The 22,391-nt window shown below is 68.9% G+C and carries 21 protein-coding genes and 1 pseudogene; 8 read left to right on the plus strand and 14 right to left on the minus strand.

Annotated features, from left to right (window positions below; all coding sequences use genetic code 11):
- The first annotated feature begins 64 nt into the window (after positions 1-64).
- Positions 65-1,048, plus strand: a complete 984-nt coding sequence (locus K3M35_RS10480) for a GNAT family N-acetyltransferase (RefSeq protein WP_071935490.1) — start codon at positions 65-67, stop codon at positions 1,046-1,048.
- Here the strand turns inward: K3M35_RS10480 and K3M35_RS10485 are convergent.
- The 7 genes from K3M35_RS10485 to mftA are packed head-to-tail and all read right to left on the minus strand — an operon-like array spanning position 1,023 to position 8,711.
- Positions 1,023-3,008, minus strand: coding sequence for a mycofactocin system FadH/OYE family oxidoreductase 2 (locus tag K3M35_RS10485; protein WP_217579579.1), 1,986 nt, complete (start codon positions 3,006-3,008; stop codon positions 1,023-1,025). The genes K3M35_RS10480 and K3M35_RS10485 overlap by 26 nt on opposite strands.
- Positions 3,009-3,010: 2 nt before the next feature.
- Positions 3,011-3,823: a mycofactocin-coupled SDR family oxidoreductase gene (locus K3M35_RS10490; RefSeq protein ID WP_039585332.1), complete on the minus strand. Its 813-nt coding sequence runs from the start codon at positions 3,821-3,823 to the stop codon at positions 3,011-3,013.
- A 50-nt stretch (positions 3,824-3,873) separates the two neighbouring features.
- Positions 3,874-5,775 (minus strand): mycofactocin system FadH/OYE family oxidoreductase 1, encoded by a 1,902-nt coding sequence (locus tag K3M35_RS10495; protein ID WP_220666393.1) that lies wholly within the window; start codon positions 5,773-5,775, stop codon positions 3,874-3,876.
- 13 nt (positions 5,776-5,788) lie between these two features.
- Entirely contained in the window at positions 5,789-6,997 is a 1,209-nt protein-coding gene (mftD, locus tag K3M35_RS10500; RefSeq protein WP_220666394.1) for a pre-mycofactocin synthase MftD, read from the minus strand.
- Positions 6,998-7,020: 23 nt separating this feature from the next.
- The gene (gene mftC, locus K3M35_RS10505; RefSeq protein ID WP_019291268.1) at positions 7,021-8,262 is read right to left on the minus strand and encodes a mycofactocin radical SAM maturase; all 1,242 of its coding nucleotides are present in this window, start codon (positions 8,260-8,262) and stop codon (positions 7,021-7,023) included.
- 19 nt (positions 8,263-8,281) lie between these two features.
- On the minus strand, positions 8,282-8,575 hold the full coding sequence (mftB, locus tag K3M35_RS10510) for a mycofactocin biosynthesis chaperone MftB (RefSeq protein ID WP_217580293.1): 294 nt from the start codon (positions 8,573-8,575) through the stop codon (positions 8,282-8,284).
- A gap of 40 nt (positions 8,576-8,615) precedes the next feature.
- Positions 8,616-8,711 (minus strand): mycofactocin precursor MftA, encoded by a 96-nt coding sequence (mftA, locus tag K3M35_RS10515; protein WP_006553546.1) that lies wholly within the window; start codon positions 8,709-8,711, stop codon positions 8,616-8,618.
- Positions 8,712-8,831: 120 nt separating this feature from the next.
- Between mftA and mftR the strand changes: the two genes are divergently transcribed.
- From mftR to K3M35_RS10535, 4 genes are all read left to right on the plus strand, one after another.
- Positions 8,832-9,497, plus strand: coding sequence for a mycofactocin system transcriptional regulator (gene mftR / locus K3M35_RS10520; protein WP_019291266.1), 666 nt, complete (start codon positions 8,832-8,834; stop codon positions 9,495-9,497).
- On the plus strand, positions 9,494-10,297 hold the full coding sequence (gene mftM / locus K3M35_RS10525) for a mycofactocin oligosaccharide methyltransferase MftM (RefSeq protein ID WP_220666395.1): 804 nt from the start codon (positions 9,494-9,496) through the stop codon (positions 10,295-10,297). Before mftR ends, mftM begins: the two co-directional genes overlap by 4 nt.
- Positions 10,298-10,379: 82 nt before the next feature.
- Positions 10,380-10,820, plus strand: coding sequence for a hypothetical protein (locus tag K3M35_RS10530; RefSeq protein WP_024101649.1), 441 nt, complete (start codon positions 10,380-10,382; stop codon positions 10,818-10,820).
- A gap of 6 nt (positions 10,821-10,826) precedes the next feature.
- Positions 10,827-10,982 (plus strand): hypothetical protein, encoded by a 156-nt coding sequence (locus K3M35_RS10535; protein ID WP_217579576.1) that lies wholly within the window; start codon positions 10,827-10,829, stop codon positions 10,980-10,982.
- A gap of 20 nt (positions 10,983-11,002) precedes the next feature.
- Here the strand turns inward: K3M35_RS10535 and K3M35_RS10540 are convergent, their stop codons facing one another.
- The 4 genes from K3M35_RS10540 to ggt form a co-directional block, all read right to left on the minus strand.
- On the minus strand, positions 11,003-11,680 hold the full coding sequence (locus K3M35_RS10540; protein WP_006553550.1) for a response regulator transcription factor: 678 nt from the start codon (positions 11,678-11,680) through the stop codon (positions 11,003-11,005).
- Positions 11,677-13,050: a histidine kinase gene (locus K3M35_RS10545; protein WP_217579575.1), complete on the minus strand. Its 1,374-nt coding sequence runs from the start codon at positions 13,048-13,050 to the stop codon at positions 11,677-11,679. Before K3M35_RS10545 ends, K3M35_RS10540 begins: the two co-directional genes overlap by 4 nt.
- Complete coding sequence (locus tag K3M35_RS10550) at positions 13,047-14,279, minus strand: iron-containing alcohol dehydrogenase (protein WP_217579574.1); 1,233 nt, start codon at positions 14,277-14,279, stop codon at positions 13,047-13,049. Before K3M35_RS10550 ends, K3M35_RS10545 begins: the two co-directional genes overlap by 4 nt.
- A 175-nt stretch (positions 14,280-14,454) precedes the next feature.
- Positions 14,455-16,452 (minus strand): gamma-glutamyltransferase, encoded by a 1,998-nt coding sequence (ggt, locus tag K3M35_RS10555; RefSeq protein WP_220666396.1) that lies wholly within the window; start codon positions 16,450-16,452, stop codon positions 14,455-14,457.
- Positions 16,453-16,510: 58 nt separating this feature from the next.
- Between ggt and K3M35_RS10560 the strand changes: the two are divergent.
- Together K3M35_RS10560 and K3M35_RS10565 are read left to right on the plus strand one after the other, a co-directional pair.
- Positions 16,511-16,630, plus strand: a pseudogene (locus tag K3M35_RS10560) (transcriptional regulator); the annotation flags it as partial.
- Between the two features lie 33 nt (positions 16,631-16,663).
- On the plus strand, positions 16,664-16,945 hold the full coding sequence (locus K3M35_RS10565; protein ID WP_248690851.1) for an SRPBCC domain-containing protein: 282 nt from the start codon (positions 16,664-16,666) through the stop codon (positions 16,943-16,945).
- A gap of 60 nt (positions 16,946-17,005) precedes the next feature.
- Here the strand turns inward: K3M35_RS10565 and K3M35_RS10570 are convergent, their stop codons facing one another.
- The 3 genes from K3M35_RS10570 to mdo form a co-directional block, all read right to left on the minus strand.
- A complete protein-coding gene (locus K3M35_RS10570; RefSeq protein ID WP_064060477.1) occupies positions 17,006-18,547 on the minus strand; it encodes a VWA domain-containing protein in 1,542 nt (513 codons plus the stop codon).
- A 7-nt stretch (positions 18,548-18,554) separates the two neighbouring features.
- Positions 18,555-19,658 carry a MoxR family ATPase gene (locus tag K3M35_RS10575; protein WP_220666397.1) on the minus strand — a complete coding sequence of 368 codons (1,104 nt, stop codon included), beginning with the start codon at positions 19,656-19,658 and terminating at the stop codon, positions 18,555-18,557.
- Between the two features lie 80 nt (positions 19,659-19,738).
- A complete protein-coding gene (mdo, locus tag K3M35_RS10580) occupies positions 19,739-21,010 on the minus strand; it encodes an NDMA-dependent methanol dehydrogenase (protein ID WP_024101655.1) in 1,272 nt (423 codons plus the stop codon).
- Positions 21,011-21,309: 299 nt separating this feature from the next.
- Here mdo and K3M35_RS10585 point away from each other — a divergent pair, with 299 nt between their 5' ends.
- Positions 21,310-22,365 (plus strand): ferredoxin--NADP reductase, encoded by a 1,056-nt coding sequence (locus K3M35_RS10585; RefSeq protein ID WP_019291258.1) that lies wholly within the window; start codon positions 21,310-21,312, stop codon positions 22,363-22,365.
- Positions 22,366-22,391: the final 26 nt, after the last annotated feature.

Raw genomic sequence — 22,391 nt, forward strand, 5'->3', positions numbered from 1 at the left:
CACGAAACCCGGAGGTCTCGGTGGGTCCGCCCGGACGCCGAGATCCGGTCGGTACGCTTTCCCGGTGCTGATCGAACCTCGTCCGCTGGACGATCCGGACGTGCAGGACCTCATCGGCGAGGTCCAACTCGAATACGTGCGGAGGTACGGCGGACCCGACGACACCGAACTGGCGCCGCACGAATTCGAACCGCCACGCGGGGTGTTCCTCCTGGCGGTGGCCGACGGGGTTCCGGCCGGGATCGGCGGCTGGCGTGCACCGGAGCATTCGCATAGAGGGGTACGCGACGATGATGCCGAGATCAAGCGGATGTACGTGCGGGCGAGCATGCGGCGACGTGGTGTGGCAGCACGGGTGCTGGGTGCGCTGGAGCGCACGGCGACCGATGCCGGTCGCCGTCGCATGATCCTCGAGACGGGCAGCGAGCAACCCGAGGCGATCGCGCTGTACGCGAAGGCCGGGTACGTGCCGATGACCGAGCGCTTCGGGCTCTACGCAGAATCACCGACGGCGATGTACTACTGCAAGGAACTGCCCCCGATCCGTCCGGCGACCGACGACGACCTGCCGGTGCTGCAGGAGATCGAACGCGCGGCGGGCAAGCCCTTCGCCGAGATCGGGATGGCGTTCGTCGCCGACGACGATCCTCCGTCCGTCGAGGAGTTGCGCGCTCACCGGGACGCGGGTCGCTGCTGGGCGTGGTTCGACGAGCAGGGACGAGCGGTCGCGTATCTCGTGGCCGACCTCGTCGACAACGGTGTCCACATCGAGCAGGTGTCGGTGCATCCCGATCACGCGCGTCGCGGGATCGGCCGCAAGCTGATCGACCATGTCGCGGGGTGGGCTCGGGACGCCGGGTTCGGATCGCTGACGCTGACCACCTACCGCGACGTGCCGTGGAACGGCCCATACTACGCCCGTCTCGGCTTTCACACGGTTGCGGACGATGCCCTCTCCCCCGTTCTCACCCGGATCCGCGCGGAGGAACGGAAGCACGGCCTCGACCGTTGGCCGCGCATCGTCATGCGCCGCGGGCTGGAGGCGTAGGAGCCAGGTCCCTGGCGGCCCGCTCCCCCTCGACGATCGCGGCGTGCAGGCGGCGTGGCGTCACCGCGTCGCCCACACGGATCACTCTCGTGCCGGATGCCGAAAGCTCCTGCCACAGCTCGTCGACGGGATCCTGATGGGTGGCGACGACGACCGCGTCCACCGCGAGCGTCGCCGGTTCGCCGGTCGCGTGGTGGACCAGGGCAACCTCGGCGCCGTCCGGCAGGTCCACGACACCGCCGACGGCGACGCCGGTGAGTCGCTCGATCCGCTTGTCGTGGGCGCGGCGCAACCAGCCGTCGAGCTCGAGCGTCAGGCCGAGGTCCTGGCCCACGAGCATTCCCGGCGTGCACACAGTCACTGCACATCCCCGGTCGGCCAGCAGTTCGGCGACCGACGTCGCCTGGTGGAAACCGAGATCGTCGACGACGAGGACGCGGCCGGAGGGTGCGGTGCGACCGGTGAGCACATCGCGCACATCGCTCACCCGTGCGGACGATCCCGCCCAGGCGGGCCGGTGCGGGCGCGCGCCCGTCGCGACGACCACGACGTCGGGCGCGAGCGCGTGCAGCGTCGCGGCATCGGCGGTCACACCGGTACGCACCTCGACTCCCCTGCGGCGGCACTCGGCGTCGAGGTGGGTCACCGCACCGAGCAGTTCGGCACGGTGCGGGGCTGCAGCCGCCTCACGGATCTGGCCGCCGGTGCACCGGTTCCGTTCGAGCAAGGTGACCGAATGTCCTTCTCCGGCAGCCGTTACCGCCGCCTGCAGGCCCGCGGGTCCGCCGCCGACGATGACGACCCGGTGCGGTACGGCGGGCGCGGCAGGAGCGTCGGATTCGTACCCGGCCTGGGGATTGACCGCGCACGCGATGGGACGGTTGAGCCCGACCCGTCCGATGCATTCCTGGTTGCAGCCGATGCACGGCCGTATCTCGTCGTCGCGTCCGGAGAGGGTCTTGTTCGTGAAGTCCGGGTCGGCGATCTGCGCGCGCACGGCGCCGACCAGATCGCATACTCCGTCGGCGAGCGCGGCACCGATCTGTTCGGGTCGGGTGAAGCGCCCGACCCCGACGACCGGCAGCGACACCGCCGCCCGGATCGCGTCGGGGACGAACAGGGAATAACCGTGCGGGGTGGACATCGGCGCTTCGACCAGATGCAGCGTCTCGGTCGCGACGCCCACGGACGTGTTGAGGTAGTCGACGTCGCCGCTCGCCTCGAGCATCCGCGCGACCTGCACGGCGTCGTCGATACCGACACCGCCGTCGGTGCCGTCGTGACCGGTCAGTCGCACGCCCACGACACGGTCGCGCCCGACGGCCGCCCGTACCGCGGACACGACCTCGAGCAGCAGACGGGCCCGCCCGGCGAGATCCCCGCCGTAGCGGTCCGTGCGACGGTTCGTCGCGGATGCGAGAAAAGCGCGCAGGACGGATGCCTGGGAGCACTGGATCTCGACACCGTCGAAGCCGCCCTCGGCACAGCGGCGGGCGACGTCGGCGTAGCTCGCGACGAGTTCGGCGATGTCGGATTCCGTCATCACGCGTGGGACCTCGCGGAAGAGCGGGTCGGGTTCGGGGCTCGGCGCCCACAGCGGTTGCCCCGTGTACATCGAGGTGCCCTGCGCGCCGTTGTGGTTGAGCTGCGCGAGGATCCGCGTGCCGTGTCGGTGGACGGCGTCGGTGAGGCGGCGGTAACCGGTGACGATGTCCGGGTCCCAGCCCCGGATCAGTTTCTCGTAGGGCCGGTCCGAGGGGTGCACGGTGTGCTCTTCGGTGACGATCATCGACGCGCCGCCTCGTGCTCTGGCTTCGTAGTACGCGATGTGGCGGTCGGTGACGGTGCCGTCGACCGAGAAGTTGGTCAGGTGCGCCGGGAAGACGATGCGGTTGCGCAGGGTGACCGGACCGATCCGCAACGACGCGTGCGGAACGGTGCCGGTCGCCGTGCGCGTCACCGTCAGACCTTCGAGTTGCCCTGGTCGATGGCCATCTGGCTGCCGGTGATCGTGGAGGCCCGATCGCTCGCGAGGAACAACACGGTCTCCGAGATGTCGTCGGGGTCGGCCGCAGGCTTCTCGGTGAGGATGGGGACGAAGTTCGGTCCCCACGACGGGTTCTTCTCGAACAGCTTCAGGACGCTGACGTCGGTGCCCATCGGGGTGTTCACGCCGTAGGGGTGGATGGAGTTGACCCGGATACGGTACGGGCCGAGTTCCTTCGCCGCTGCCTGCGTGATACCGACGAGGCCGAATTTCGCTGCCGCGTAGTTGATCTGGCCTGGCATCGCCTTGAGGCCCGCCACCGAGCTGACGACGATGATCGATCCGCCGTTCCCGGCCTCGATCATCGCGGGGGCAGCGGCCTTGAGGGTCTTGAAGACACCGGTGAGGTTGATGTCGATCAGCTCTTCGAACTGGTCGTCGGGCATTTCCCAGAAGCGGTTCCAGCTGCAGATGCCGGCATTGGCGACCACCACGTCGAGTCGCCCGAACTGGGCGACGCCCTCGTCGACGACGGCCTTCAGTGCGGCACTGTCGCGCACGTCCGCGACACGGGCGAGGATCTTCCCGCCGGCCTGCTCCACGAGGCGGACCGTCTCGTGGAAGTCGTCCTCGGTGGCCTGCTCGTAGGTCACGTACTCCGATACCGGGGCCGCGATGTCGACGCCGATGACGGACGCGCCCTCGCGTGCGAACCGGATGGCGTGGTTGCGGCCCTGCCCGCGCGCGATCCCGGTGATGAAGACGACCTTGCCGTCGAAATCTCCCATGTCGGCCCTTCCGTAGACCCAAATTAGAACGCGTTTCAGTGTGCCCCACGTTACAGCGCCGTGGCCACCCGGTATCCCTCTCGGACGGCCTCGCGCACGGTCCTCGGGGCCACCTGGTCGCCGATCGACCGCGATCCCGGCCACTCGGACACTTCGGCCGGTAACGGGGGTGCGCAGTCGACCAGGACAGCGTCCGCCACCGGCGTGGATTCCCCGGACACCCGGTCGACGAGCACGACGCCGTCGGCATCGACCGAACCGACCCGGCACCCGAGATGTCTCGCCACGCCCGCCCGCTGCATGCGGACGTCGAAGGCGACGAGGTCCCCCGTCGGCGCAAGTCGTGATCCGGCGACCGGGTCACCCGTCGCATAGTGGACCTCCGCGCCGCGCTCCACGAGACGGTCGACGACGGCACTCGCCACCGGACCACCCGTCGGATCCCACACGACCATCCGGGACGCAGGCGGCCGAATCCCCGACAGCACCTTCGCGGCGGTCGCGTACCGCTCGGGCTCGGTCACCGGAAAGGAGGGTGGACGTGGAAACCCGCCGGTGGCCTGCACGACCTCCGTACCCGCGGCGAGCGCACTCTCGATGTCGGCAGCGCTCACTTCCGTGCCGGTACGGATGTCGACGCCGGACTCCAGGCACTGCTGTTCGAGCCAGTCGACGAGCGCAGCGAAGTCGGGCCGGCCACCGCGCGAGACGGCGGCGATCGTCCCACCGACCCGTTCGTCCGCCTCGACCAGGACGACACGGTGACCGCGCGTCGCTGCCACGCGCGCTGCTTCCAGACCGGCGGGTCCAGCACCCACCACGAGTACGTCGCGTGCGGAGTCCACCGGTCCGGGAGAGTTCCATGTCTCGTCGCCGGCCTCCGGGTTCGCGATGCACCCCACGATCGGGTTGTGGAAGTCGTCGACGAGGCACGCCTGGTTGCAGCGCACGCAGGGACGCGGCCGACGACCGCGACGGACGGCGATGACGAGGTCGGGGTCGGCGATCTGCGCGCGGGTCATCTCGACCAGGTCACACGCACCGTCGGAGAGGGCCCGCTGCGCGTGGCCGGCGTCGACGATGCTGCCCTGCAGAGCGATCGGGACCGATCCGGAGATCTCGTCCCGGATGCGGCGGCACAGGTCGTCGTTGAATCCGGCGGGGACATGTGCGTCGGGCCGATACGACTCGGGTGAGAACAATCCACCGCGTACCACGGTGAGCAGGTCGACCGATGATGCGATCGCGCGGACGTACCCGGCGGCGATGTCGGGTGTGATGCCCGCCCACGGCGCGTTCTCGTCGCACGAGAGTCTCAGTGCAACAATGTGATCCGAGCCGATTCGCGCGCGAACGGCGGCGATCATCTCACGCAGCAGCCGCAGGCGTTCGGTGCCGTATGCGTCGTCGCGACGGTTGGTCAGCCCGGAGAGGAACTGCCGCAGCAGCGAGGTCGGTCCGGCGTCGAGTTCCACTCCGTCGAGACCCGCTTCCGCGGCGACGACGGCAGCACGGGCGAAGGACTCGACGAGCTCGGCGATTCCACGCTCGGTCGCCTCGGCAGGCAGTTCGCGTGTCACCGGATCCGGCACGCGCGAGGGTGCCCACAGCGGTGCCCGGGTCCACGCGCTCGAACCCTGCAGGCCGCGATGACCGAGGCCGGCGAGCACGAGTGTGCCATGCGGACGGCAGGCCTCGACGATCCGCCGGTAGCCGTCCCCGCAGTACTCGGCCAGCGGCGCGCGTTCGTAAGGGTGGTCGGACGGGTGCACCGACGCCGTCTCCGTGACGACGATCCCGCACCCACCCTGCGCACGTCGCGCGTAGTACGCGACGTGACGGTCCGAGAACGACCGGCCGTCACCGAGATTGGTGACGTGCGGACCGAAGATCACCCTCGACGGAGCGGTGCGTCCGGCGAGGGTGATCGGTTCGGTGAGCGCGGGGCTCATGTCGTCGGTTCGGTCAGATGCCGAGATCGCGGCGGAAGCCGTCCGGCACGAAGACGTCGTCGGGGGTGAGCTCGTGGATCGAGTTCTTGCCCAGACCCATGAGGGCGGAACCGATTCCGCCGGAAAGGATGTCGAGGACGTTCTCCACGCCTGCCTGACCGTTCGCGGCCAGACCCCACAGGTACGCGCGGCCGATGAGCACGGCCCTGGCGCCGAGCGCGATCGCCTTGACGACGTCGCTGCCGCGGCGGATACCGCCGTCGAGCAGCACCTCGACGTCCTTGCCCACCGCTTCGGCGATCGCCGGCAGGGCCCGGATCGGCGCCGGGGTGCCGTCGAGGTTGTTGCCACCGTGGTTGGACACCGAGATGGCGGTGACCCCGGCATCGACGGCGCGCTTGGCGTCGTCGACGCGCATGACGCCCTTGAGCATGAACGGTGCATCGCCCCACTGCTCACGCAGCCACGCGACGTCCTCCCAGGTGGGCAGGGGCGTGGTCATCCACTCGCCGTAGGCGCCGAAGAAGGTCGGGGCCTGGCCGTCCGGCGGTGTGAGGTTGGGGGTGGTCAGATCCGGCACGGCACCGGTCTTCACCCATTCGAGGAGCCACTTGGGCCGGGTGATGCCCTCGGGGGCGAACTTGACCATCGCCTCGAGGTTCATCCGCTCCGGGATGGCGGGGCTGCCCCAGTCTCGACCGCTGGAGAACGACCAGTCCAGGGTCATGATCAGACCCTTCGCGCCCGCAGCGCGGGCACGTTCCATGCGTTGGATCAGCGTGTCGCGGCTGCCGACCCAGTACATCTGGAAGAAGGTCTTGTCGTTGACCGCCGCGACTTCCTCGATGGACTTGCTCGCGAACGACGACAGACCCATCGCGGTGCCGCGGGCGGCGGCCGCGCGGGCCACGGCGACCTCACCGTCCGGGTGCACGGCCTGCACACCGGTCGGCGAGATCATCACGGGCAGGGACACATCCTGTCCCATGATGGTCGTAGACATCTCCCGCTTGTCCGACAGTCCCGCGACGTGCGGGGCGAACCCGAGTTCGTGGAAGGCGGTGGTGTTGTCGTCGGCCGTGATGCCGGCCTCGGATCCGGCGACGAGTGCGCCGTAGACGGACTTGGGCAGGCGTTTACGGGCGCGCTGCTGTGCGATTGCGACGGTCTCGAACCATGGGTCCTGTGCCCACGGATTCTTCAACCAGGAAGGCTTGGCCATCGTCGGTCGTCTCCTCGGAAAGTCTAGAGCCCTGCGAGCGGATTCTCGTCGCAGAACTTGGCGGGGGGCTTGGTGAGCAGGGTCAGCGGTACCGGTGCGGCCGGGGTGCGCCGTTCGGCGCGCTTGCCGGTGCGCGAGTGGTCGACGCTCGACTGCGGCACGGTGCGCTCGGCTTCGAGCGCGGACTGCCCGTAGCCCTGCACGCACTCGGGATCGGGTCCGTCCATCGGCAGGCCGGTGAAGAACTTCGCGGCCATACAGCCGCCGCGGCACGCGTCGAAGAAGTTGCACGAGCCGCACGCACCGGCGGACTGCGGTTCGCGCAGTTCGCGGAACAGCTCGGAGTTCTTCCACACCGACGCGAAACCACCGTCGGTGAGGATGTTTCCGGCGTGGAAGTTCTCGTGGATCGCGAACGGGCACGCGTAGACGTCGCCGACCGGGTCGATCAGGCACACCACGCGTCCCGCACCGCACAGGTTCAGTCCGGGCAGCGAGCCGCCGCCCTCGCCGCCGAAGGCGGACAGGTGGAAGAACGAGTCGCCGGTGAGCACGCCCTCGCCGTGGGCGACGAGCCAGTCGTAGAGCTGCCGCTGCTGCTCGTGGGTGGGATGCAGGTCGTCCCACACGTCCACGGCGCGGCCGGACGGGCGCAGTCGCGTGATGCGCAGGGTCGCGCCGTAACGGTCGGCGAGAGCCTTGAATTCGTCGAGCTGGTCGACATTCTGGCGGGTGACGACGACGGAGATCTTCGCGTCGCGGAAGCCCGCCTCGGACAGGTTCTCCAGGGCACGCACGGCCATCGCGAACGAACCTGGCCCGCGCACGGCGTCGTTGACCTCGGCGGTGGCGCCGTCGAGGGAGATCTGCACGTCGACATAGTCGGAGGCAGCCAGCCGGGCGGCGACCTTCTTGTCGATGCGCACACCGTTGGTCGAGAACTTCACGCCCACCTGGTGTTCGGTGGCGTAGTCGACGAGTTCCCAGAAATCGGATCGCACGGTGGGTTCGCCGCCGCCGATGTTGACGTAGAAGACCTGCATGCGCTGCAGTTCGTCGATGATCGCCTTGCACTGTTCGGTCGACAGTTCACGCGGGTCGCGCTTGCCCGACGAGGACAGGCAGTGCACACATGAAAGGTTGCAGGCGTAGGTGAGCTCCCAGGTCAGGCAGATCGGGGCGTCGAGGCCCTTCTCGAACTGGTCGACGAGGCGACCGACCTTCGGTGGGGCGGAGGTTGTGGGCGGTTCGAGCAGCGAGGTCATGGGCTGGTCCTTACAGACGTCAGACAGGAACGATCATGTGCGAATCGGCCAGGGTGCCCAGGGCACGCACGTAGGGCCGCTCGGCGTTCTCGTCGATCCCGTGCGCTCGCAACGCGTCTCGCACCGACCGTTGGTCGCCGAGGGATCGGACGACGTCGACGATGACGGTGTTCTTCAGGAACGACAACTTGCGGGTGCCGAAGTGGTAGAGCAACGCCCCGAACGGCTCGGGGCGAAGCGCTACCTGCGGGTGGAGCCGCCAGCCGGCACCCGGATCGAACATCTCGGTGTCCGTTGCTGTCTCGGTGTCCATTGCCAGGGGGGACACGTCGGTGGCTCCGGGCGCGGTCATGTCAGTACACGCCGCACATGCCGTCGATGGAGACCTCTTCGACGAGGGACTCCTCGATCAGATCGGATTCGATCACGGCGTTGTCACGATCGGACATGTTTCCTCCTCGGTTTCTTCTCCTGGATCGGAGCCGGTCGTCACAGTGGGACTTGCGCTGTGAGACAGTTCACCACTGTAATGGCATCGAGTGCAGAATGTCACGCCTTCGGGAGGAAGAATGACGCGTAGTCGCGGGAAACCGTCCGCTCGGATAGGTCGCCGCCCGTCCACCACGAAGGAGGAACTCGCCGCAATCGGCATCGAGCTGTTCATGGAGGCGGGCTTCGACGAGACGAGCATCGACGACATCGCCGAGGCGGCCGACATCGCGCGACGCACCTTCTTCCGCTACTTCCCGTCGAAGAACGAGGTGGCCTGGGGAAACTTCGACGAACACCTCGCCGGCATGCGCGCGAGCCTCGAAACGATCCCCGAGGACGTTCCGCTCTCGGAAGCGCTGACCACCGCCCTGCACGACTTCAACACCTTCCCCGACAGTGAGGCCGAACGACACCGCGCGCGGATGGGTCTCATCCTGCACACGCCCGCGCTGCAGGGCTATTCGTCGGTGATGTACCAGGGCTGGAGACGTGTCGTCGCCGAGTTCGTCGCCCGTCGCATCGGGGCCGATCCCGACGACCACATCCCCCGCACCGTCGGCTATCTGCTGCTCGGTGTCGCGATCTCCGCCTACGAGGCGTGGCTCGACGAACCCGGATCGGATCTGCACGACTTACTGGCCACCGGGATGGGGACACTGACGGCCGGTCTCGACTACAGTGACCCGCACTCCCCTTCCACACCGCCCCCTTCCACACCTCCGAAAAAGGTTGCGAAACAATGACCCTGCTCGATTCGCTCGCTCCCTGCAGCCCGGGCCGGTGGACACACGATCACGTGACGGTCGAACGCGTACCCGCCGGGCCGCTGAACGTCCGGCGCGAGGACGACCGACTCCACGTCACGCATTCCCTCACGGCCGAGCAGATCAGCGAGCGACTCGTCGCCGAGGTCACCGCCTCGATCCAGGACATCGAGTTCGGTCAGGACGAGTTCGAGCTGACGATGGTGGGACTCGTCCGCTCCACGGTGCCCGGCGCCCTCGACTCGTGGGTCACCTACTACCGCAACTCGCTCGGCGAACTGCTCGACGGTACAGCCGATTTCGCGCCCATCCATAATCGGGCCGCCGAACTCGTGCGTGGGAGCGTGCTCGACCTGGGGTCGTGTTTCGGCTTCCTGCCGCTGCGGCTCGCCGCCGCCGGCACCACCGTCACCGCCACCGACATCCTGCCCGGCACGATGCGCCTGCTCGATGCGGTCGCACCGCGGCTCGGGCTGCACGTCGACACGCTCGTGTGCGACGCGGCGAACGTCCCGGTGCCCGACGGCAGCGCCGACACAGTCACCGCGATCCACCTGCTCGAGCACGTCGACGACGCCCTCGGTGCCGCGATCCTCGCCGAGGCGCTGCGGATCGCCCGGCAGCGGGTGGTGGTCGCGGTGCCGTTCGAGGACGAGGCGACGGCCTGCCACGGACACGTGCGCACCTTCGACCTGCCCGCACTCGAGGAACTGGGCCGCAGTACGGGGCGTCCCTTCGAGGTGTTCGAACACCACGGTGGGTGGCTCGTCATCGGGTGATCCACCCGGGCCATCCGCCTGCCCGCCCATCCGTTTCCCGTCCGGCGACGAATACCCGGTGTGGACGGAAGGAGGTGGCGTGATGGACCACATCGTCGAGAGCCACTTCGGCTGGACGACTCGTCGCGTCGTCCTTCCCCGCCCCGGCGCATCGCGGGACATGTCGTGCGGAGTGGTGACGGACTGTCGGCCGCTCCCCGAGCGACCGGACGTGCGGCTGCTCGTCTTCCACGACGATGCGGACGACTCCGACTACGACGCCGTGGCGATCGGAAAGACCGAGGGCGCGAACGACATTCCGGTACTGACCACCGTCGAGGAGTGTCTGCTCGTCACCGCGACCCGGCCCGGTTCCGGTCCCGCGATCGTGCTCGCCGCGCCGCCGGGTGAGGACGAGGGCCGACGGGTCCGGGAGATCACCCGGCAGCTTCTCCGAGGCGGACCGCTCCTGCGCCTGATCCTGTATACCGGCGCACTGTCGGTACTCGTGCCATTGCACTCGCCTGCTCCGACCGGACGCTGACGCGGTGTGGACGTCGGGTCCGTACCCGCCAATCCCCCGTCGCCGTATTTGCGGACGCGGCCACGCTCGTCGCGGACACCGAACGCGAAACCGTTGGCCGTCGCCGCGTGGCTCGACGACTGGGGTGCGGCCTACAGCAGCAAGCTCACCGCGCAGAGCTGAGCGTCGGAAGGGGCCGGCGGTCAGATCAGCCCCTGCTTGCTGGCGGCGTAGACCGCCTCGGCCCGGCGGCTCACCCCTAGCTTGCGCATGATGTTGCTGACGTGGAACTTCACGGTGGTGGCCGAGATGAAAAGCTGCTCACCGATCTTCACGTTCGACATGCCGGCGGCGAGAAGCTTCAGCACCTCGAGTTCGCGGCCGGTCAACTGTTCGGCGGATGTGCCCTGCCCGTTGAGCGAACGCACGACCGCCGCCGCGCTGCGCGAGTCGAAGGCGCTCTCACCGCGAGAGACCGCCCGGATGGCGCGCACCAGTTCGGTGGTGTCGACGTCCTTGACGACGTAACCACGCGCGCCCGCGTGCACCGCCCGCACGACGAGTTGTTCGTCGAGGAAGGTGGTGAGCACGAGCAGACCGATGCCCGGGTGCGCCGAGGACAGCCGCCCGCACAATCCCAGTCCCTCGAAGTCCGACCCGGCCGAGAGCTTGAGATCGAGCAGCACGATGTCGGGGCGCATGCGGTCGACGAGCGCGAGCGCCTCCACGTCCGTCGAGGCCTCCCCCACCACTTCGAGATCCGGTTCGCGATCAAGGATCGAGCGGAGTCCCTGGCGGAGGATCGCGTGGTCGTCGACGAGTGCGATGCGCACCGTGCCGGGCCGCGCCCGCGGGGTCATCCGAGGCGGCGTGACGGTCATGACGGTTCTCCCACCTGTTGAGCTACAGCATTGTCCTGCAACGGGATACGGGCCGCGATTCGCACTCCACCGAACCGGGAACGACGCACCTCGAGGGTGCCACCGAGTTCGCGGGCGCGGGCCTGCATGTTCGCGAGACCGCGATGGCTCCCGTCGAGGTCGTTGGCGGCGAGTCGCAGCATCACCCGCAGACGCGCCGGGTCGCCGTCGCCGTCGTCAGCGACCGACAGCAGGACCGCATCGCGTCCATAACTGAGCCGCAGCACCACGCGACTCGCGTTGGCGTGCACCGCCGCGTTGAACAACGCTTCGCCGGCGATCCGGAGCAGGGCGTGCTCGGCCTCGCCGCTCAACTCGACCGGTGTGCCACCCATTCTCGTCTTGACCTCGAGTTCGCCCGGCATGTGGGCCACGCTGAGCTGTTCGAGCATCTCCGGCAACGACATCCGTTCGGAATCGGACGGTCGGTTCAACGCGTAGATCGCGGATCGCAACTGCTCGACGGCACCGCGGGTGAGTTCCTTGGCGAGGTCGAGTCGTTCGCTGCGTTCGGCGTCGGGAATGTCGCTGCGGCACACCTCGATCTGCATGCCCGCCGAGAGCACGGCCTGCGTGACGCTGTCGTGGAGCTCGCGCGCGATGCGGTGGCGTTCCTCGTCGAGCGCCTGGTTCCGGTGGGCGACGCCCAGCTGCCGCTGCGTGAGAGCGAGTTTCTTCAGGGTCGCTTCGAGTTCCTCGTTGCGTGCCTGCAGATCGGCGGCGGAGCGGTTCGCGTCGCGGTAGGCCTGCTCGGCGCGTTCGAGCAGGAGTTGTCCGCGTTGGTAGAGCGCGGAGTTCTGCAGCGCGACCGCGGTCTGGCTGGCGAGGATCGACAGAACGGCGCGGTCGGTGGTGTCGAGGACGCGGCGGTCCGGCGTCCACGCGGCGATGGCACCGGCGACTCCCCCGTCCAGGACGATGGGCACGAACGCGTGGTGGTTCTCGACCAGCTCGCGACGTTCGACGGCACCGGTACGCACGGCGTCGAGCAGGGCCACGACCTCGTCGGGCAGGGGCGGTCCCTCGACGTTGTCGACGAGGAAGGGAGTGGCGTCGGGGCCGAGCACGAGCCTGCGCGGCCCGGCATCGGGAAGGACACCGTCGGCGAGGGCGAAGGCAACCCACGTCGCGCTCAGGTGCGCGCGAGCGGCTTCGGCGACGGCGCAGATAAGCGTCTCGGGCCCCTCGACCGTGCGCACCAATGCCCGGGAGATCAGTTCGAGTGCGTGGACGACGCGTTCGAGCCGTTCGGCGGCGCCGCGGTACTGCGGATAGAAGGTCGACTTCCCGGAGCGGAGTCCGGTCAGTGCCGACAGGTCGGGAGCACTCACAGCGCCGTCCGGAACAACTCGATCATCTGGTCGCGGGTCGCGGTGCGCGGATTCGTCGACATGCACGCGTCGCGCAGTGCTCCCTCGGCGAGTCGCGGCAGGTCTTCCTCCCGCACGCCGAGTTGGCGCAGTCCGCGCGGCACACCCACCTGACGGGCGAGGGCGTCGATGCGCGACGCGACGGCATCGACGGCCTCGGGCGCGGCACCGCGCGCCTCCTCCAGACCGAGGGTCGCGGCGACCTGGACGAACGGCTCGGGATCGTCGGCACCGTTGAACCGGATGACGTGCGGCAGCAGCACGCCGTTGATGACCCCGTGCGGCAGGTCGAGCAGACCGCCGACCTGATGGCTCATCGCGTGGGCTGCACCGAGGATCGCGTTGGTGAACGCGAGTCCGGCCTCGAGACTGGCCTGGGCCATGGTGGCGCGAGCGGGCATGTAGGTCGGGTCGTCGATCGTGCGCACGAGCGTGCCGGTGACCATGCCGACCGCCCGCAGTGCGTGATGGTCGGTGAGGGGGTTGTGGGCGCGGGAGACGAACGCCTCGATGCCGTGGGTGAGGGCGTCGAGTCCGGTGGCGGCGTTGAGGTCGTCGGGCATGGTGGTGAGCAGTCGCGGATCGATCACCGTGAGGTCGGGGACGAGCGACCGGCCGATGATGGTGATCTTGCTGCCGCGCGCGGTGTCGGTGACCACGCAGAACTGGGAGACGTCGGCTCCCGTCCCGGACGTCGACGGCACCATGACCATCGGCGGGATGGGCAACGGCGCTCGGTCGACGCCCTCGTAGTCGAGGATGTTGCCGCCGTTGGCGGCGAGGATTGCGACGCCCTTCGCGGCGTCGATCACCGAGCCACCGCCCAGCGCGACGAGGACGTCGCAGCCCCGCGACCGGTACACCTCGTGGCCGGTCGCGACCTCGTGGTCCTTCGGATTGGGGGTGAGACCGGCCCACACGGTGGCGTCGACCCCCTGATCACGCAGGTGCTGCAGGAGTTCGTCGACCCAGCCGGCTTCGATCAGTCCCGGGTCGGTGACGAGCATGGGGCGGACACCGCCGAGCCGGACGGCGGCGTGGGCCGCTTCGACGAGCGAGCCCTCCCCGAAGACGATCTCGGGGGCGTGGAACTTGACCAGGGCGGGCCCCGAAGCGGGGTGGCCGTCCCGAGGGGGCGCGGAAGCACGGGGATGGGTCGTGTTCTGGTGTCCCGGCATGACGACGGCCACTGTTCACTCCTGACGATCCGCACGATCCGCGCACCTGTGTGATCCAGCTTACGGTGCGCGGGTTGTCGGGCGCAGCGGGCACGGGACGCACCGGACCGATGGTGAGGTCGGCACCTATTCGACAGGGTAGGTCACGGGCGTCGATCCGCGCTCGACGGATATAGGGCGCCGATCGTCACTGCCCGCCGGTATCACCCATCACGGCGCCCTCGCGTCGGGGGTCGGCGCCACCGATCCATCCCTCCCCCTGACGCAGCAGCGCGCTCAGTCCACTGGACTGCGGGGCGACGGACACCTCGTGGCCCCTGTCGCGGAGCTGCTGCACGAGTGGATCGGTCGCTCCGTCGTCGGCACCGTCGATCGCCGGATGCTCGCCGCCGACCCCTGTGACGGGGGTGTTCGCAGCGCCGAACGACACGGCCGAGACGGCCTGCTGCGGGTCGAGTCCCCAGTCGAGAGTGTTCACGAGTGTCTTGACGACGAACTGGATGATCACCGAGCCGCCCGGCGACCCGACCACCATCCGGATGTCGCCGCGACCGCCGTCGGAGGTGCGATCGAAGACGAGCGTCGGGGCCATCGAGCTGCGCGGCCGCTTGCCGGGTTCGACGCGGTTGGCGACGGGCAGCCCCTCCTCGTCGACCGGTTCGGCCGAGAAGTCCGTGAGCTGATTGTTGAGGAGGACGCCGTCGGTCATGTGGAACGAGCCGAAGGCCGACTCGATGGTGGTCGTCATGGATGCGACGTTGCCGTAGCTGTCCGCGACCGAGATGTGGCTGGTGCCGTGTTCGGGGCTCTGCGGCGGCATGCCGAGCGGGACCGGACCGAAGTCGCCGGGCTGCGCCTCGCCCATGCTCTTGCCGGGGTCGATCAGCCCTGCGCGTTCGGACAGGTAGTCCGGGTTCACCAGGGTCTCGAGCGAGCCACCCGGCAGGGGCACGAAATCGGCGTCGGCGACGTACTTGTCGCGATCGGCGTAGGCGAGTCGTTCGGCTTCGGAGATCAGGTGCACCGCATCCGCGTCGGGGACGCCACCGTCGGCATCGACATCACCCGGCGGCAGCGACGCGAGGTCGAAGTTCTCGAGGATGCCGAGCGTCGCCGCGACCGCCATGCCACCCGAGGACGGGTTGGGCATCCCGCAGATCTCGTACTCGCGGTAGCGGGTGCACAGCGGTTGCCGTTCCTTCGCCTCGTAGACGGCGAGATCGTCGAGGGTCATCGTTCCGGGTGTACGCCCGCCCGAATCGGTGCCGGTGGACTCGACGATGCCGGCCGCGATGTCACCGGTGTAGAAGGCGTCGGCGCCGTCGGTGGCGATCGCCGAGAGCGTCTTGGACATCGCCGGATTCGTGAGGATCTCACCTTCGGGCTTGGGCGAGCCGTCGGCCTGCAGGAAGTAGGCGCGGGCCTCGTCGTCGACGGCGAGCTGTTCGGCGGAATCGGCGATCGACTGCGCCAGACGGTCGCTGATCACGATGCCCTGATCGGCGAGATCGATCGCGGGGCGGAACAATTCGCCCCACGCGGCACTCCCGTGCTTCGCGTGGACGGTTTCGAGCATCCGCACGACGCCGGGCACGCCGATCGAGCGGCCGCTCGCACGCGCGTCGGGGCGGGGTTCGGTGCGATCGGTGTCGCTGATCCAGCGCAGATAGTTCTCGGTCGCGGACATCGGTGCCGTCTCGCGGCCGTCGTATGCCTTCACCTCACCGGACTCGGCGTCGTAGTACACCAGGAACGCTCCGCCGCCGATACCCGACGACTGGGGTTCGACCAGACCGAGGACCATCTGGGCGGCGACGAGTGCGTCGGCCGCGGTCCCGCCGTCGCGCAGGACCTCGCATGCCGCTTCGGTGGATGCGGGATTGGCCGTCGACACGGCGAAGGAGGAGGTGGTCACCGCGGTCATGCCGGCGCGGTAACCGGTCGCGATCTCGGGGTTCGTGGAGATGTCGCGATCCCCGGTCTCCGTCGCCGGCTGCGTCTCGGCGATCGGGGTGCCGTTGGGTTCGGCGGTGCAGGTCGCGGCTGCCGCGGTCTCCTGCACGTCAGCCGTACCGCCCGACTCCATATCGTCCGACGCGGACGTACACGCGCCGAGGAGGGTGATCGAGACGGCCGCGGCGAAGGCCGCGCGGACACCGGACCGGGCTCTCGAGGGCAGGACCATTCACTGACCGTAGCCGGGCACGTGAGTGCCCGTAGGGAATTCGACCGCGATCCGTTTGCGCACGCGCGACGCCCAGCGCCGGCCCGTCCACCTGAAGCCCGCACGGCTGGAGATGCTGACCTCCTGGATCGACCGCTACCGGTTGGTGAAGGAACAGCAGTTCCGCGGTCTCGACGCCGTCGCGCAGTGGCTCGGCCCGCGCGGCCTGGAGATGAAGATCGAGGAGTACGACCTCCGCACCGGCGGTTCGTACCGCTACGAACACTCCGACGACAGCGGCAGCTACCGCTTCGCGGGTGTCTTCCACACCGTCCGCGAGAACGAGTTCATCGTCCAGACCTTCGAATATCTCGGGTTCCCTGATGTGGTGAGCCTCGAGACGCTCACCTTCGTCGACCTCGGGAACGTCCCTGCAAGCTGGTCGGCCATTCCGTGTACCCGAGACAGGAGGCCCGCGACGGCATGGCGGAAGCGGGTATGGAGACCGGCCTGACCGAGGGCTTCGAACGACTCGAGGAACTGCTTGCCGGGTCCGCGACGCGGTGAGCGCCGTTCACCGCAGGGCGTGGCCGAGTTCGGCGGCGCGCGCGAGCAGTTGCGCGCCGTCGCGGGCGACGACCACCTCGTCGCACAGTTCGGCGTAGCCGGGCATCGCGCAGGTCGCCTGCGTCCAGTACCGCTCGGGTTCGGGCGTGATCCACGCGAGGCGGTGCACGCGGCGACGGAGTTCCTCGAGCCGATCGGTGCGCGGGGGCAGGCCGTTGCAGCGCCCGTCCCCCACGACAAGCACCGACGTCCGGCCGTCGATCGATCCGGAGTGCTCGGTGAGCAGTTCGTCGAACATCCTTCCGTAGTCGCTGCTCGCCTCGAGATCGACGGCAGGATGGGCGAGTACGGCGGCCAGGGCACCGTCACCGCCGGCGGCGAGCAACTGTGTCGTCACGTCCACCGGACGATCGACGAAGGCGACCACCCGGCACCGGTGCGCCCGCCCGTGCATCGCCTGGGCGAGCCGGAGCGTGAACGATGTGATCGGGCGGACCGACAGCGAGACGTCGGCGAGGACGAGCAGCCGCACCCGGTCGGGGCGGGGTGCGCGGACGACGAGCCGGAACGGCACACCGTCGGTCCGCATCCCCGCCCGGGCGGTCCTGCGCATGTCGAGCCGTCCGCGGGTCCGCTCACGCGGATGGGGCCGGACCGGTCCGCGCATGCGGCGCAGCACCTCGTGGCACGCGAGCTCGATCTCGGCGCGATCGATGCCGGCGGCGTCGTGCGATTCGGGCGCCTCGACACCCTCGGCGCCCGGCACCGCGGCGGCGAGTGAGGCGACGAACGCCTCGACCGCGTCCACGAGTCGCGCGAGTTGCGATGCGGAGAGGGGTTCGTCGAGGACCTCTCCCCCGTAGGTGCGGTGCGGGTCGTAGGCGTCGAGCCACGCGAGGATCGACGCCGGGTCGTCCCACGACAGCGATCCGACGACCGCGGCACCCGGTTCACCGGACAGATCACCCACCGTCGTGGTCGCCGCATTCTCGACGTCGACGGTGTAGGTGACGCCGCGACGGCCCGAGTCCGCACCCGTGTCCACCGACAGATCGGCATCGGACGACGTCATCGACACATCGTCGTCGTCCTTGTGCGGGTTGAACCCCTTGCGGGCCTCCGGGGTGTCGAAGTGGTCGCCGACCTCGGCTGCGCGGTCGTTGTACTCGGCGTAGCGCGCGATGCTCGGGTCGTCGCCGATCTCGAGCGCCGCCGGCAGGGATTCGGCGAACTGCGCCCGGGCGGGACCGCCGCCGCTCGCGGCGACGGCGGCGTCGACCGCACCGAACAACTCGTCGAAAGCGCGCTCGAAACCGGCCCGCTCGTGCGGGTACTTGGCGCACACCGCCCGCAGGCACGAGCGCAGTGAATCCCGCTCGCGGACGGAGACCAGGTCGAGCACCCGGCGCACCTCGATGCTCTCGGCCGGTGACGCCGCGACACCGTGGCGTCGCAGGAGCAGGCCGAACACCGCCGCTACCACGTCGAGCACGTAGCGGGGGCGACGCTCGTCGAGCGCGGTCACCTGTGTGACCCGGGATGCGTGCATTGCGGGGTCACCCCCGCAGTCCGCTGCCCGCGGCGTCGCGACCGCCACCACCGCGTCCCCGGAAGACGGCCGTCGTGGTGTTCGCCGGGCGCGATGCGACCGTCACGCGTTCACGCGACGAAACAGATTCGGTCACAACAGCTTCGGGCGCACTCGCTTCGGGTGCGATCGGTTCGGACACCGCGGCTGCCGGTGCCGCACCGCCGAGCCGGGTCTTCGCGAGGTCGACGTCGCCGGTGTACTTGAGCAGCGTCGCCAGCAGCACGTCGCGCATGCCGCCCAGCGAATCCGGGTCGTCGGCGTCGTGTCCCATCACCGTCGCCGCACGTGCGGCGTCGATGACCTCCGAGATCGAGGGACTCTTGCGCAGCGGCAGATCGCGCAGGGTCCGGGACAGGTCGACGATCTGGTGAGCCGTTCCCGGGCGCACGTCCGGCACCCGCGCGGTGACGATCTCGCGTTCACGCTCGGGTGTCGGGTATCCGACGTGGTAGTGCAGGCAGCGACGCTTGAGCGCGGGTGACAACTCGCGAGTGTCGTTGGAGGTCAGGATCACCCACGGTGTGGACCGGGCCGTGAACGTGCCGACCTCGGGGATCGTCACCTGCCGTTCGGCGAGCACCTCGAGCAACAGTGCCTCCATGGATTCCTCGGTGCGGTCCACCTCGTCGACGAGCAGGACCACCGGCTCGTCCGAGAGCACGGCCTCGAGCAGCGGACGGACCGACAGGAAGGTCTCCGAGTACAGTCCGAAGTCCTGCTGCGCGAGGAACTTCGACGCGTCCGCGAGGTCGGCGCGACCGGCGAGCAGTTCGCCGATGCGGTCGCGCAGCATCTGCACGTGCAGCAGCTGTTTGGCGTAGTCCCACTCGTAGAGGGCGCGGCTGTCGTCGAGCCCTTCGTAGCACTGCAGTCGAACCAGTTTCCGGCCGCCGACCGCGGCGAGCGCCTTGGCCAGTTCGGTCTTGCCGACCCCGGCGGGGCCTTCGAGCAGTAGGGGCCGCTCGAGTGCGGTGGCGAGGTGCACGACGGTCGCGAACTCGTCGTCGGCGATGTAGTCGTGCCGGCGCAGCGCATCCTTCAACTCGGCGCCCGAGGCGAACGGGGTCATCCGGGGTCTCCTTCTGTGGCGTGGTCGCAGCGGAGCAGGGCGCTCCCGGGGCGCAGGGGACGCCCCGGGAGCGCGGGTTCTCAGTAGGACCGGTTGATGCAGTGGTCGACGACCGGGATCATCGAGTCGACGGTGACCTCGCGGGGGTTGCCCGGGGTGCACCAGTCGTCCTGGATGTGCTCGGAGATCGCCCGGACGGTCTTCTCGTCGCCGCGGATCGCGTCTCCGCGACCCGCATACTTCTTGGTGTTCATCTGGTTCTTCTCGTACGAGTCGGTGCGCACCTGCCCGAAGTTGTCGGGGATGCCGACGTCCTTCGCGAGCCGGATCGCCGCTTCGACGGCCGCGTCGGCGGCCTGGACGGTGGTCATGTTGCGGGTGTCCACGCCCATCGCGGTGGCGATGCGGGCGTAATGCTCGTAGCGGGAGGGCAGGTTGTACTCCCACACGCGCGGTAGGGCGATGGCGTTGTTGAGGCCGTGGTGGCTGTCGAAGAAGGCCGAGACGGCGTGCGAGATGGAGTGCACGATGCCGAGGCCGCCGGAGTTGAAGGCCTGCGCGGCGATGTACTGGGCGTTCATCATGCCTTCGCGGGCCTTGAGGTTGCGCGGCTCGAAGACCGCTTCACGCAGGTGCTTCGCGACGAGCTCGATCGAGTACAGGGCGTTGCCGAGCGACGGGGCGAAGTCCAGCCGGGAGACGTACGGCTCGGAGCCGTGGGCGAGGACGTCGAAACCGCAGTAGGCGGTGAAGTGCTGGGGGCAGCTGTAGTAGAGCAGCGGGTCGTCGATCGCGAGGGTGACGATCGTGGCCTCGTCGAAGCCGACCCACTTGTGTGGGTGGTCCATGTCGGAGGTGTCGGTGATGACGTAGGCCCAAGACGTCTCGGAGCCGGTACCGGCGGTCGTGGAGACGGCGATGTGCGGCGGGTTCTCCTTGTTGGTGGACTTCGCGAAGCCCTCGAACTCGTTGATGTTGCGGCCGTCGTGGGCGATCACGACGCGGGCGCCCTTCGCGGCGTCGTGGCTCGATCCGCCCCCGACGGAGATGATCGAGTCGCACTTCTCCTTCTGGTAGAGCGCCGCGGCCTCCATGACGTTGTAGTCCTTGGGGTTGGACTCGACCTTGTCGTAGAGGACGACCTCGACGCCCTGGTACTCGATCTTGCCGATGAGCTCCTCGATGATCCCCGATCCGCGCAGGCCGGTGGTCATCAGCAGGGCGCGCTTGAAGCCGAGGTTCTTCGCCTCGACGCCGAGGATGTCGTGGGCGCCGACACCCATCAGCGCGCGGGGGAAGGGGTGGAATTCCTTGATCGGGAAGTCCCAGATCTGATTGAGCTCGATTGCCATGGTGTATCTCCTCGCAGAGGGGGTGTACCGGATCGGGAGTGTGATGTGGACCTCATCCGCGATTCACCATCGACCAGAGCTGCGAGGCGTGAAAGACGCAGCGGCCGAAACCGTCCGGTCGCCGCGGGGGCACCACCCGTTCGGGTAGGGCACCTCCCGCTGACCGGGTGGGCGCCGCACCCGCCCGAGCAGTGCCGGTACCGTTTTCCTCATCCCATGTGCGCTGGTAACCTGAATTAGAACACGTTCTAGATTCGGTCGTGCGCGGCCATCTTTGCAGGAGAGGACGAGACCCACCCATGACGACTGTCGAGGTGCCCCACGGCTCACGCTCGGTGATCCTCACCGTGTCCGCCGTCGTCGAGGAGACCGCCGACACGCGGTCGATCGTGTTCGCCGTCCCGGACGAGCTGCGCGACAAATTCGCCTACCGGCCCGGCCAGTTCCTCACCCTGCGCATCCCGAGCGACCGGACGGGCTCGGTGGCCCGCTGCTACTCGCTCGCGAGCTCGCCGTTCACCGACGACGCCCCCAAGGTCACCGTCAAGCGCACCTCCGACGGCTACGGATCCAACTGGCTGTGCGACAACATCGCGGCCGGACAGACCCTCGAGGTGCTCCCTCCCGCGGGCGTCTTCACCCCGAAGTCGCTCGACCACGACTTCCTGCTGTTCGGCGCCGGCAGCGGCATCACCCCGGTGATCTCGATCCTCAAGTCCGCGCTCACCCAGGGCGGCGGCACGGTGGTGCTGGTCTACGCCAACCGCGACGAGAAGTCCGTCATCTTCGCCGAGGAGCTGCGGGCTCTCGCGGAGAAGTACCCGACGCGCCTGACCGTCGTGCACTGGCTCGAGTCCGTCCAGGGTCTGCCCACCGCCGACCAGCTCGCGGCGATCGCAACGCCCTACGAGTCGTACGAGGCGTTCATGTGCGGCCCCGGACCGTTCATGGACACGGTCCACCAGGCACTGAACACCGTGGGCATGCCCCGCGCCCGCGTGCACGCCGAGGTCTTCAACTCGCTGTCGGGCGACCCGTTCGCCGACCAGGCGCCGGTCGAGGTCAGCGACGAGGACGCCGCCGACGCCGCGACCGTCGAGGTCGAACTCGACGGCGAGGTCCACAAGCTCTCGTGGCCGCGTACGCAGACCCTCGTCGACATCATGCTCGCGAAGGGCATCGACGTGCCGTATTCGTGTCAGGAGGGCGAATGCGGATCGTGCGCGTGCACCGTGCTCGAGGGCAAGGTCGAGATGGAGAACTGCGACGTGCTCGACCCCGAGGACATCGAGGCGGGCTACATCCTCGGTTGCCAGGCCCGGCCGGTGACCGACCACCTCAAGATCGAGTTCTGAGCCGGCGGGTTCACGCCCCGCTGATC

It is taken from the genome of Rhodococcus sp. DMU2021, assembly GCF_019641445.1.
Classification (GTDB): domain Bacteria; phylum Actinomycetota; class Actinomycetes; order Mycobacteriales; family Mycobacteriaceae; genus Rhodococcus; species Rhodococcus pyridinivorans.